This is a genomic window from Variovorax ginsengisoli (assembly GCF_030811835.1).
In the GTDB taxonomy this organism is placed as follows: Bacteria; Pseudomonadota; Gammaproteobacteria; order Burkholderiales; family Burkholderiaceae_C; genus Variovorax; species Variovorax ginsengisoli_C.
In genome coordinates, this window is record NZ_JAUSRO010000001.1 from 70,367 (window position 1) to 82,371 (window position 12,005).

Below are 12,005 nucleotides of genomic sequence, written 5' to 3' on the forward strand. Positions count from 1 at the left end.
TTATCGGCCAGTGGCGTCGGATGGGGTAGCGGGTGGCAACGCATCGAGCGCGGCACGGATTCCGCCGAGGAAGTCGCGCACGAGCGGTACCACCTGTTCGCGCGGCTGGCCGTCGATCAGCTGGATGATCCGGGTGCCGATGACGACCGCATCGGCCGACACGCCAACCGCCTGCGCGGTGGCGGCGTCGCGGATGCCGAAGCCCACGCCCACGGGGATGCCCACGTGCGCACGGATGCGCGGGATCATGCGGGCGACCGCGTCGGTGTCGAGGTGGCCGGCACCGGTCACGCCCTTGAGCGACACGTAGTAGACGTAGCCCGACGCAATGCGCGCAACCTGCGCCATGCGCTCTGCGGTGCTGGTGGGCGCCAGCAGGAAGATCAGGTCGATGCCCGCTTCGCGCAGCTGTCCGGCGAAAACCTCGCATTCCTCTGGCGGATAGTCGACCACCAGCAGGCCGTCGACGCCGGCGGCGGCCGCATCGCGGATGAAGCTGCCGGCGCCATGCACCAGGTCGTAGCGTTCGACCGGGTTGGCGTAGCCCATGAGCACGACCGGCGTGCGGTCGTCCGCTTGGCGGAAGGCCGCGACCATGGCCAGCACCTGCTTCATGCCCACGCCCATCGCCAGTGCGGCTTCGCCGGCCTTCTGGATCACCGGGCCGTCGGCCATCGGGTCGGAGAAGGGCACGCCGAGCTCGATCACGTCGGCCCCCGCCTCGACCATGCCGTGCATGAGTTCGGGCGTGATGTCGGCGAAGGGGAAGCCCGCAGTGACGTAAGGGATCAGGGCCTTGCGGCCGTCTTTCTGCAGGGCGGAGAAGGTGGCTGAAATACGGCTCACAGCGAACCTCCCTTCACGCTCAGGCCGCGCATCGAAGGGCGATCGTAGAAATCCACACCCGACAGATCGGCCACCGTGCCGATGTCCTTGTCGCCGCGTCCGGAGAGGTTGACCAGGATCGACTGGTCCGGGCGCATGGTCTTGGCCAGCTGCATGGCGTAAGCCACCGCATGGCTCGATTCGAGCGCGGGAATGATCCCTTCGGTGCGGCACAGGTAGTGGAAGGCTTCGAGCGCTTGCGCGTCGGTCACACCGACGTATTCGGCGCGGCCGATGTCCGCCAGGTAGGCATGTTCGGGGCCGACGCCCGGGTAGTCCAGGCCCGCGCTGATGCTGTGCGTCTCGGTCACCTGGCCATCCTCGTTCTGCAGGAGGTAGGTCCGGTTGCCGTGCAGCACGCCCGGGCTGCCCCGCAGGATCGAGGCCGAATGCTTGCCGCTGTCGAGGCCTTCGCCCGCGGCTTCGACGCCGATCAGGCGCGTGCCGGCGAACGGAATGTACGGGTGGAAGATGCCCATCGCGTTGCTGCCGCCGCCCACGCAGGCGATCACGGCATCGGGCTGCTTGCCTTGGCCGCCCAGCATGTCGGGCATCTGCGCGATGCATTCGGTGCCGATCACGCTCTGGAAGTCGCGCACCATCATCGGGTACGGGTGCGGGCCGGCCACCGTGCCAATGATGTAGAAGGTGTTTTCGACGTTGGTGACCCAGTCGCGCATGGCTTCGTTGAGCGCGTCCTTGAGCGTCTTGCTGCCCGATTCCACCGGCACCACCGTGGCGCCCAGCAGGTTCATGCGGTAGACGTTGGGACTCTGGCGCTTGACGTCCTGGCTGCCCATGTAGACCACGCATTCCAGTCCGTAGCGCGCGCAGATGGTGGCGGTCGCCACGCCGTGCTGCCCCGCGCCGGTTTCGGCGATCACGCGCGGCTTGCCCATGCGCTTGGCGAGCATGGCCTGGCCGATCGTGTTGTTGATCTTGTGCGCGCCGGTGTGGTTGAGGTCTTCGCGCTTGAGGTAGATCTGCGCGCCGCCCACTTCGCTGCTGGTGCGCGCGGCGTGGTAGATCGGCGACGGCCGGCCCACGAAGTGCGCCAGCTCGTAGTTGAATTCGGCGAGGAATTCAGGGTCGTTCTTGTAGCGCTCGTAGGCCTCGCGCAGTTCCTGGATGGCGTGCGTGAGCGTCTCGCTCGCGAAAGTTCCGCCGTAGTTGCCGAAATGGCCGGTGGCGTCGGGCTGTTGGTAGTCGTTCATGGTTCTCGATCGGTGGGCCGCGCGGACGAAGACCGGCGCGGCGGAATCAGGGCGATGAATTCGCTGAAGGGCAACAAGGCGCGCGGCCCGCCGCCTCAAACAGAGGCAACCTGGGCGCCGCGCACGGCTGCGACGAATTCCCGGATCTTGCCAGCGTCCTTGATGCCCTTGGAGGCTTCGACGCCGGAGCTCACGTCAACGGCCAGCGACCTGCATCGCGGCCGGAGCTGGCGAATGCCATCGGCCACGTTTGCAGGTGTGAGTCCACCACTCAAGACGAGGTGAGCGTCGACGGCGGTTGGAAGAAGTGACCAATCGAATGCCTTGCCGCCTCCGCCAAATCCGTCGACATGCGCGTCGAGCAGGATGGCCTGGGCGTGGGAGTAATCGGACGCGTATTTTACGAGGTCGAAGCCTGCCCCTGCCGCACCCAGTGGAATACGGGCGGCGCGCAGGAATCGGTGCGCGCCGTGGCCGCTGGCTTCCAGGCACTGCGCGGGCGATTCGTCGCCGTGGAACTGGGCAACGGCGCCAGGCACGGCGGCCAGCGCCCGCAGCACCGTCGCAGGCGCTTCGTTGACGAACAGCAATACCGGCGTGACGAAGGGCGGCAGACGCGCGGCCAGCGCCGCGGCGCGTTCGATGCCCACCGCGCGCGCGCTTTGGGCGTAGAGCACGAAGCCCATGGCGTCGGCGCCTGCATCGACGGCCGCGTCGACGTCGGCTTCACGTGTGAGGCCGCAGATCTTGATGCGCGTGAAGGCGTTCATGCTGGCAGACAGGGTCGCGGGCGGATTCATGGCGCGCCATCATACGCAGCGCCACTGGCCTGCCAGGTCGCCTCCGCAGGCAGGCCCCAGGCGGCGTCGTAGAGCGGGCCGCGGAAATAAAGGCCGCTGGCCGAAAAAGTCGGCGCGGCAACCTTGCGGCTGCGCGCGGCCAACACCTCGGCGATCCATTGCGGTGACTCGTCGCCATGACCCACGCGCACCAGGCAGCCCATGATGTTGCGGATCATGTGGTGGAGGAAGGCGTCGGCCTCGAACTCGAAATGCCAGCTGCACCGCTCCGGGTCGGGCCCGTCGGCGTGGCGGCTGATGGCGATGCGGCGCACGGTCTTCACGGGCGAGCGCGCCTGGCAGGCCGAGGCACGGAAGGAGCTGAAGTCGTGCTCTCCGATCAGCAGCGCAGCGGCCGCGCGCATGGCATCGCCGTCGAGCGGGCGCATCGACCAGCCCACGCGGCCCGCGTCCAGGCTCGGGCGCACCGGCGACTGCGACAGCACGTAGAGATAGCGCCGCGACAACGCGCTGGCGCGGCAGTGGAAGGCATCGGGCACCGGATGCGCCCACTGGATGGCGATGTCCGGCGGCAGGTAGCGGTTGGTGCCGCGCACCCACGAGAACGGCGTGCGCTCGATGTCGGTGTCGAAGTGGACCACCTGCATCAGGCCGTGCACGCCGGTGTCGGTGCGTCCGGCGCACAGCGTGGAGATGCGCTGCGCGGCAAAGCGCGCGAGCGCAGCTTCAAGCTTGTCCTGCACGGTCTGGCCCGAGCGCTGGCTCTGCCAGCCCTGGTAGGCCTGGCCGTGGTAGCGGACGCCGAGTGCCAGCCTCAAGTTCGCACGACGCTCAGGCTTCGAGCAGGATGCGCAGCATGCGGCGCAGCGGTTCGGCCGCGCCCCACAGCAGCTGGTCGCCGATGGTGAAGGCGCCGACGTATTCCGGGCCCATCGCCAGCTTGCGGATGCGGCCGACCGGAATGTCCATGGTGCCGGTCACGGCCACGGGCGTCAGGTGCTTGACGGTGGCCTCGCGCGTGTTCGGCACGACCTTGGCCCAGGGGTTGTCGGCGGCGATCAGCGCTTCGATGTCGGCCAGCGGCACGTTCTTCTTGAGCTTGAAGGTCAGCGCCTGGCTGTGGCAGCGCATCGCGCCCACGCGCACGCAGAAGCCGTCGACCGGCGTGGCGGCCGTGCCGAAGCCCGCGCCCTGTCCGAGGATCTTGTTGGTTTCGGCGCCGCCCTTCCATTCTTCCTTGGACATGCCCCATTCGGCATCGTCCTGGCTCTTGCCCAGGCCCAGGTCCTTGTCGATCCACGGGATCAACGAACCGCCCAGCGGTGCCCCGAAGTTGGCCGTCTCGACAGTGCTCAGGTTCTGCTGCTTGTGAAGCACCTTGCGGTCGATTTCGAGGATGGCCGACTTGGGGTCGTCCAGCAACGCGCGCACTTCGGCGTTGAGCGTGCCGAACTGGGTGAGCAGCTCGCGCATGTGCTGCGCACCGCCGCCCGAAGCCGCCTGGTAGGTCATGCTGGTCATCCATTCGACCAGGCCGGCCTTGTAGAGCGCGCCCACGCCCATCAACATGCAGCTCACGGTGCAGTTGCCGCCGATCCAGTTCTTGCCGCCCTTGGACAGGGCATTCTGGATCACGGGCAGGTTGACCGGATCGAGCACGATGATCGCGTCGTCGTTCATGCGCAGGGTGGAGGCGGCGTCGATCCAGTGGCCGTTCCAGCCGGCAGCGCGCAGCTTGGGGAAGACGGCGCTGGTGTAGTCGCCGCCTTGGGCGGTGATGATGATGTCGCAGCGCTGGAGGGCGGCAATGTCGTGCGCGTCCTGCAGCGTGCCTTCGTTCTTCGCCATCGCCGGGGCCTTGCCGCCCGCGTTGGAGGTCGAGAAGAACACAGGCTCGATCAGGTCAAAGTCCTTCTCTGCCACCATGCGGTCCATCAGGACCGAACCCACCATGCCGCGCCAGCCGACGAGGCCCACCAACTTGCTCATGTCAACGCCCTTCAATAGATAAATATTCCCGCAATCAGCAACGGCCGAGGGGCCCGGCTCGTCTGGCCGGGAGAGGGCGCACGACGAACCAGGCTGGATCAGCCCTTAATGGTCGTGGTTTTGATGATGGTTGCGCGCACGACCACACCGGCCTGGGCGGCGGATGCTGAGTTCAGGGTGAACGGGCGGGCGGCAAACATGGCACATATTGTAGCGGATGTGCGTCGGATGGTGTATGAACGGTGCTCGTTCGAACAGCACACAGGAGCTTCGCCATGCCCACCGGTACCGTCCGACTCCATCGCATCCTCAAGGCCCCGCCCGACAAGGTCTATCGCGCTTTCATCGATCCCGACGCCATGGCGCGGTGGCTGCCGCCTCATGGCTTTCTCTGCAAGGTCCATCACTTCGAGCCGCGGGTGGGCGGGACGTTCAGGATGTCCTTTCTCAACTTCTCCAGCGGCAACGCGCACGCCTTTGGCGGCGAATACCTGGAGCTCGTCCCCGGCGAACGCATTCGCTACACGGACAAGTTCGAGGACCCGAACCTGCCTGGAGAGATCCAGGTCACGGTGGAACTCAAGGCCGTGTCCTGCGGCACGGAACTGAGCGTCGTGCAGGCCGGCATTCCGGAGGTCATTCCCGTGGAGATGTGCTATCTGGGCTGGCAGGAATCGTTGGCGCAACTCGCGCTGCTGGTGGAGCCTGTCATCCCGGGCTGAGCCCGCATCGGACAAGGAGCAGGGCACCCCCAGCAACCGGGCGCGTGAACCGCCGATCAAAGACTCAGGCCAGCGCCTTGAGCACCGCGTCGCCCATCTCCACCGTGCCGACCTTCGTCGTGCCCGCGCTGTAGATGTCCGGCGTGCGCAGGCCCTGGGCCAGCACCTTCTTCACGGCCGTCTCGATGCGCTGGGCAGCGTCTTCCTGGTTGAGCGAGTAGCGCAGCATCATGGCGGCGCTCAGGATGGTCGCCAGCGGGTTGGCCACGCCTTTGCCCGCAATGTCGGGCGCGCTGCCGTGGCTCGGTTCGTACAGGCCCTGGTTGCTTGCATTGAGCGAGGCCGACGGCAGCATGCCGATCGAGCCGGTGAGCATGGCGGCCTCGTCCGACAGGATGTCGCCGAACATGTTGCCGGTCACGATCACGTCGAACTTCTTGGGCGCCTTCACGAGTTGCATGGCTGCGTTGTCGACATACATGTGGTCGAGCTCAACGTCGGGGTATTCCTTGCCGACCTCGGTCACGATGTCCTTCCAGAACTGGAAGGTCTCCAGCACGTTGGCCTTGTCCACGCTGGTCACGCGCTTGCTGCGCTTGCGGGCGGCCTCGAATGCAACGCGTGCGATGCGCTCGACTTCGGGGCGCGAGTAGCGCATCGTGTCGAAGGCTTCGTCCGCGCCCGGGAAATGCCCGTCGACAGCCGTGCGGCGGCCGCGGGGCTGACCGAAGTAGATGTCGCCGGTCAGCTCGCGGATGATGAGGATGTCCAGGCCGGCGATGAGCTCGGGCTTGAGGCTGGACGCGTCCACCAGCTGCTCGTAGCAGATGGCCGGGCGGAAGTTGGCGAACAGGCCCAGGTTCTTGCGCAGGCCCAGGATGGCCTGCTCAGGGCGCAGCGGCCGGTCGAGCTTGTCGTACTTCCAGTCGCCGACGGCACCGAACAGCACCGCGTCGGCTTCCTTGGCGAGCTTGAGCGTGGCGTCGGGCAGCGGATGGCCGTGCGCCTCGTAGGCGGCGCCGCCGACCAGGGCCGTTTCCATCTCGAAGGGCAGGTCGAGTGCATCCAGCACGCGGATGGCTTGCGCGACGATTTCGGTGCCGATGCCGTCACCCGGGAGAACTGCGATTTTCATTGTGGAGGTCTGTGGATTGGAAGAAAGGAAGGAAGGGGGAGTGCGGCTGCGCCGGTCAGCTCACCATCGTGTGCGCGAGCCAGGGCTTGGTGGCCAGGCGTTCGGCCTCGAAGGCGGTGATCTTGTCCTTGTGGCGCAGCGTCAGGCCGATGTCGTCCAGGCCATTCATCAGGCAGTACTTGCGAAAGGCCTGCACGTCGAAGGCGAACTCGCCGCCGTCAGGCTTGACGACCACCTGGCGCTCCAGGTCGACGGTCAGCTTATAGCCCGCAAAGGCGAAGGTCTCGTCGAACAGTTGGGCCACCTGCGCTTCAGGCAGCACGATGGGCAGCAGGCCGTTCTTGAAGCTGTTGTTGAAGAAGATGTCGGCGTAGCTCGGCGCGATGATGGCGCGAAAGCCGTACTGGTCGAGCGCCCAAGGCGCGTGCTCGCGCGACGAGCCGCAGCCGAAGTTCTTGCGCGCGAGCAGCACCGACGCGCCGGCATAGCGCGGCTGGTTCAGCACGAAGTCGGGGTTGGGCTTGCGGCTGGCCGGGTCCTGGCCCGGAAAGCCGGCGTCGAGGTAGCGCCATTCGTCGAACAGGTTCACGCCGAAGCCGGTCTTCTTGATCGACTTGAGGAACTGCTTGGGGATGATGGCGTCGGTGTCGACGTTCTCGCGGTCCATGGGGGCCACGAGGCCCTGGTGCACGGTGAATTTCTGCATGGTTGTCTTCCAGGAATCAGGCGAAGGTTCGGACGTCGACGAAGTGGCCGTGCACCGCAGCGGCGGCGGCCATGGCCGGGCTCACGAGGTGGGTTCGGCCACCCGCGCCTTGCCGGCCTTCGAAGTTGCGGTTGCTGGTGCTGGCGCAACGCTCGCCGGGTTCCAGCCGGTCGGCGTTCATCGCCAGGCACATCGAGCATCCGGGCTCGCGCCACTCGAAGCCCGCAGCCTTGAAGATCAAGTCGAGGCCTTCACGTTCGGCCTGCTCCTTCACCACGCCCGATCCAGGCACCACCATCGCCAGCTTGACGTTCCTGGCGACCTTCTGGCCCAGCTTCTGCACCACGGCTGCGGCTTCGCGCATGTCCTCGATGCGGCTGTTGGTGCAGGAGCCGATGAACACCTTGTCGATGAAGATGTCGTTCATCGCCTTGTTGGGTTCCAGGCCCATGTAGGTGAGCGCGCGTTCGATCGCACCGCGCTTGTTGGCGTCCTTCTCCTTGTCCGGATCCGGCACGCGCCCGTCCACGGGCAGCACCATCTCGGGCGAGGTGCCCCAGGTGATCTGCGGCTTGATCTGGGTGGCATCGAGCTCGACCACCGCGTCGAAATGCGCGCCGGGGTCGGACTGCAGCGTCTTCCAGTAGCTGACGGCGTGGTCCCACTCGACGCCGGTGGGCGCGAGCGGGCGGCCTTTGACGTAGTCGATGGTCTTCTGGTCGACCGCCACCAGGCCCGCACGCGCGCCTGCCTCGATCGCCATGTTGCAGACGGTCATGCGGCCTTCCATGCTCAGGTCGCGAATGGCCGAGCCTGCGAACTCGATGGTGTAGCCGGTGCCGCCGGCCGTGCCGATGCGCCCGATGATGGCCAGCACGATGTCCTTGGCGGTGCAGCCCAGCGGCAGCTTGCCTTCGACCTTCACCAGCATGTTCCTGGCCTTCTTGCCGAGCAGCGTCTGCGTGGCCATCACGTGCTCGACCTCACTGGTGCCAATGCCATGCGCCAGCGCGCCGAAGGCGCCGTGCGTCGAGGTGTGCGAGTCGCCGCAAACCACCGTCATGCCCGGCAGCGTGGCGCCCGACTCGGGGCCGATCACGTGCACGATGCCTTGGCGCTTGCTCAGGAAGGGGAAGAACGCGGCAGAGCCGAATTCGGCAATGTTGCTGTCCAGCGTGGTGATCTGTTCCTTGCTGGTGGCGTCGGCGATGCCGGCGTAGCCGCGTTCCCAGCCGGTCGTGGGTGTGTTGTGGTCGGCGGTGGCGACCACCGAGCTGATGCGCCAGAGCTTGCGGCCGGCCACGCGCAGACCTTCGAAGGCCTGGGGGCTGGTGACTTCATGCACCAGATGGCGGTCGATGTAGAGGATGGCCGTGCCATCTTCTTCCGTGTGGACGACGTGTTCGTCCCAGAGTTTGTCGTAGAGCGTGCGTGCCATGGTTTTTGGTCTTTCGTGGGGAATCGGAGTGGGAGTGGGTCAGGCGAGCGACGTCGCAATGGCCCTGGGCTCGGCCCGTGTGCGTACTGCTTCGCCGGAAGCCTGCAGGTGGGCCACCAGCGTGCGGGCGGCCACCGGGAGCGTCGAGAAGTCGCGTGCCACCAGGCGGATTTCGCGCTGCGCCCAGTCGTTGGTCAGCGCCACACTGGTGAGCCGGCGGCCGACGCCACCACGCATGAGTTCGAAGGCGCCGCCGGGCATCACGCCGATGCCCAGGCCGTTCTCGATCATGCGGCACATGGCGTCCAGGCCGGTCACATGGATGCGCAGCTTGATGCTGCGGCCTGCAGCCATGGCTGCCTGGCGGGTGGCCACGTAGATCGAGCTGTTGGTGTGCAGGCCGACGTGGTCATGGTCGAGCGAGGCCATGAAATCGAGCGGTCCCTGGTCGGCGAGTGCGTGGCCGGTGGGCACGATCAGCACGAGCCGGTCGTGGCGGTAGACGAGGCTTTGGAGTTCGCTGGCGCCCTCGGCCAGGTGGCAGATGCCCAGATCGGCGGCGCCTTCCTGCACAGCGCGCAGCACCTCGGTGCTCAGGTGCTCCTCCAGGTCGATCTTGATTTCTTCATGGGCGCGCCGGAACACACCCAGGTCTTCCGGCAGGAACTGCACGATGGCCGAGATGTTGGCATGCACCCGCACGTGGCCACGCACACCGTCGGCGTACTCGCTGAGTTCGCCCTGCATCTTCTCCAGGCTGTAGAGCACCGAGCGGGCATGGTGCAACAGGCTTTCGCCCGCGGGTGTCAGGTCGACGCCGCGCGTGTGGCGGTAGAGCAGGGGCGTGCCGAGCGTGGCTTCGAGGTCGGACAGGCGCTTGCTGATGGCCGATGCCGCAATGAACTCGCGCTCCGCCGCCCGACCGATGCTGCCCAGTTCGCAGACTGCGACGAACAACTGCAGCGACGTGAGGTCGATGCGTCGGGCGAAGCTGCGTTCGGTGGTGGTCAGGGCTTTGGACATCGTGAGTCAAGATGTGGGAGGGCTATTGTCCTATGTGTCGCCTCCGTTTGTCATCGTGATCCACGATGGCCCCGCTGCCTTCGCGAGATGAAAAAAGCGGGCCCGTGGCCCGCTCGTTTCCAGGTGAAGAACCGGATCACTTCTTCTTTTCGGCGGCGTTTTCTAGCTTGGAGCCACCCTTCTGGATGTCCTGGCCTGCGCCAGCGACGGTGTTGCAGCCGGCGAGCGAGGCGCCGAAGACGAAAGTGACAGCGATCAGTGCGGCGAGTTTTTTCATGACAGAGCTCCTGCGATGCATAGGTTGTGACGTGATGGAGAAGACCCTCCACAACAAAATTTAACCTTCTGCAGGTCAGTTGCTTGTCAGTCAAGACGCAAAAAAGCTGCCCGAAGGCAGCTTTCATGGAGCCTGATCGCAGGCGGCACGCTCGCGGTGCCGCACCGCCGATCAGCGGGAGGCGATGGGCTTGACGTCGCGTTGCACCGAACCTTCGAACAGCTGGCGCGGACGGCCGATCTTGTATTCCGGATCGCCGATCATTTCGTTGAGCTGCGCGATCCAGCCGACGGTGCGCGCCAGGGCGAACACGGCGGTGAACAGCGGCACCGGAATGCCGATCGCGCGTTGCACGATGCCCGAGTAGAAGTCGACGTTCGGGTAGAGCTTGCGCGACACGAAGTACTCGTCTTCCAGCGCGATCTTCTCGAGCGCCATGGCCAGCTTGAACAGCGGGTCGTTTTCCAGGCCGAGTTCGCCGAGCACTTCCTTGCAGGTTTCCTGCATGAGCTTGGCGCGCGGGTCGTAGTTCTTGTACACGCGGTGGCCGAAGCCCATCAGCTTGACGTTGGAATTCTTGTCCTTGACCTGCTTGATGAACTCGCCGATCTTCTCCACGCCGCCAGCCTTCTGGATGTCGTAGAGCATGTTGAGGGCGGCCTCATTGGCGCCACCGTGCGCGGGGCCCCAGAGGCAGGCCACGCCGGCCGCGATGGCGGCGAACGGGTTGGTGCCCGACGAGCCGCACAGGCGCACGGTCGAGGTCGATGCATTCTGCTCGTGGTCGGCATGGAGGATGAAGATGCGGTCGAGCGCGCGCTCGAGCACCGGGCTCACCTTGTACTCTTCGCACGGCGTCGCGAACATCATGTGCAGGAAGTTGCCCGCATAGCTCAGGTCGTTGCGCGGGTACATGTACGGCTGGCCGATCGTGTACTTGTACGCCATGGCCACCAGCGTGGGCATCTTTGCGATCAGGCGGATCGCGGCGATCTCACGGTGCTTCGGATTGTTGATGTCCGTGCTATCGTGATAGAAGGCCGACAGCGCGCCGACCAGGCCGGTCATGATGGCCATCGGATGCGCGTCGCGACGGAAGCCGCGCAGGAAGAACTGCATCTGCTCGTTGACCATCGTGTGGTTGGTCACGAGCTTGGTGAATTCGTCCTTCTTCGGCTGGTCAGGCAGGTCTCCGTACAGCAGCAGGTGACAGGTTTCCAGGAAGTCGCAGTTGGTCGCAAGCTGCTCGATGGGGTAACCGCGGTACAGCAGCTCGCCCTTGTCGCCGTCGATGTAGGTGATCGTCGACTGGCACGACGCCGTGGACATGAAGCCCGGGTCATACGTGAACATGCCCGTCTGCGCATAGAGCTTGCGGATGTCGATGACGTCCGGGCCGAGCGTGCCCTTGTAGATCGGCAGATCGACATTGTCGCCACCATTGCTGAACGACAGCGTGGCCTTGGTCTCGGAAGCTTTCATTTCGACTTTCTTTCTTCAGATGGATTTTGGGGAACGCGCAGACGCCACGAAGGCATCAGACGCGGATGATGCGCAGCAAATCGACCACGTCCGCCCCGGCCCATGCGGGCTCGGGCTCCTTTCGCTGCAGGAAGAGATCGAGAAGATCGTGGTCTGACAGATCCATCAATGTCCCCATCGCTTCGGCCTGACGCACGGTCAGGCTGGACTCATGGCGCGCGAAGAATCGCTCGATGAACAGATCGTTCTCGAGCAGCCCCCGACGACAGCGCCATTTGAGTTTGCTGAGCGCTCGCTCGCTCAGGCGCTGGTCGAGGTCGGGGGTGGCTTCCAT

13 protein-coding genes are annotated in these 12,005 nt (G+C 65.7%); 1 reads left to right on the forward strand and 12 read right to left on the reverse strand.

The features are described from left to right. The 5 genes from trpA to asd form a co-directional block, all read right to left on the reverse strand. Entirely contained in the window at window positions 1–846 is an 846-nt protein-coding gene (gene trpA, locus J2W36_RS00285) for a tryptophan synthase subunit alpha (RefSeq protein ID WP_307687653.1), read from the reverse strand. Continuing rightward, complete coding sequence (gene trpB / locus J2W36_RS00290) at window positions 843–2,099, reverse strand: tryptophan synthase subunit beta (RefSeq protein WP_307687654.1); 1,257 nt, start codon at window positions 2,097–2,099, stop codon at window positions 843–845. The genes trpA and trpB overlap by 4 nt, the downstream gene beginning before the upstream one ends. Before the next feature lie 95 nt (window positions 2,100–2,194). Further along, the gene (locus tag J2W36_RS00295) at window positions 2,195–2,899 is read right to left on the reverse strand and encodes a phosphoribosylanthranilate isomerase (RefSeq protein ID WP_307687655.1); all 705 of its coding nucleotides are present in this window, start codon (window positions 2,897–2,899) and stop codon (window positions 2,195–2,197) included. Next, entirely contained in the window at window positions 2,896–3,717 is an 822-nt protein-coding gene (gene truA / locus J2W36_RS00300; protein ID WP_307687656.1) for a tRNA pseudouridine(38-40) synthase TruA, read from the reverse strand. The genes J2W36_RS00295 and truA overlap by 4 nt, the downstream gene beginning before the upstream one ends. Before the next feature lie 13 nt (window positions 3,718–3,730). Beyond that, window positions 3,731–4,888: an aspartate-semialdehyde dehydrogenase gene (asd, locus tag J2W36_RS00305; protein WP_307687657.1), complete on the reverse strand. Its 1,158-nt coding sequence runs from the start codon at window positions 4,886–4,888 to the stop codon at window positions 3,731–3,733. 275 nt (window positions 4,889–5,163) lie between these two features. On the opposite strand from asd, the gene J2W36_RS00310 reads away from it, so the two are divergent. Beyond that, window positions 5,164–5,610 (forward strand): SRPBCC family protein, encoded by a 447-nt coding sequence (locus tag J2W36_RS00310; protein ID WP_307687658.1) that lies wholly within the window; start codon window positions 5,164–5,166, stop codon window positions 5,608–5,610. A 64-nt stretch (window positions 5,611–5,674) separates the two neighbouring features. Here the strand turns inward: J2W36_RS00310 and leuB are convergent, their stop codons facing one another. From leuB to J2W36_RS00345, 7 genes are all read right to left on the reverse strand, one after another. After that, window positions 5,675–6,745 carry a 3-isopropylmalate dehydrogenase gene (gene leuB / locus J2W36_RS00315; RefSeq protein ID WP_307687659.1) on the reverse strand — a complete coding sequence of 357 codons (1,071 nt, stop codon included), beginning with the start codon at window positions 6,743–6,745 and terminating at the stop codon, window positions 5,675–5,677. 55 nt (window positions 6,746–6,800) lie between these two features. Continuing rightward, on the reverse strand, window positions 6,801–7,451 hold the full coding sequence (gene leuD / locus J2W36_RS00320; protein ID WP_307687660.1) for a 3-isopropylmalate dehydratase small subunit: 651 nt from the start codon (window positions 7,449–7,451) through the stop codon (window positions 6,801–6,803). 16 nt (window positions 7,452–7,467) lie between these two features. Beyond that, window positions 7,468–8,889, reverse strand: a complete 1,422-nt coding sequence (gene leuC / locus J2W36_RS00325; protein WP_307687661.1) for a 3-isopropylmalate dehydratase large subunit — start codon at window positions 8,887–8,889, stop codon at window positions 7,468–7,470. A 39-nt stretch (window positions 8,890–8,928) separates the two neighbouring features. Next, on the reverse strand, window positions 8,929–9,912 hold the full coding sequence (locus J2W36_RS00330; protein WP_503169901.1) for a LysR family transcriptional regulator: 984 nt from the start codon (window positions 9,910–9,912) through the stop codon (window positions 8,929–8,931). Window positions 9,913–10,048: 136 nt separating this feature from the next. Further along, window positions 10,049–10,189: an entericidin A/B family lipoprotein gene (locus J2W36_RS00335; protein WP_307687662.1), complete on the reverse strand. Its 141-nt coding sequence runs from the start codon at window positions 10,187–10,189 to the stop codon at window positions 10,049–10,051. Between the two features lie 171 nt (window positions 10,190–10,360). Next, window positions 10,361–11,671 (reverse strand): citrate synthase, encoded by a 1,311-nt coding sequence (gene gltA / locus J2W36_RS00340; protein WP_307687663.1) that lies wholly within the window; start codon window positions 11,669–11,671, stop codon window positions 10,361–10,363. Window positions 11,672–11,726: 55 nt separating this feature from the next. After that, window positions 11,727–12,005 (reverse strand): FAD assembly factor SdhE, encoded by a 279-nt coding sequence (locus tag J2W36_RS00345; protein WP_307687664.1) that lies wholly within the window; start codon window positions 12,003–12,005, stop codon window positions 11,727–11,729.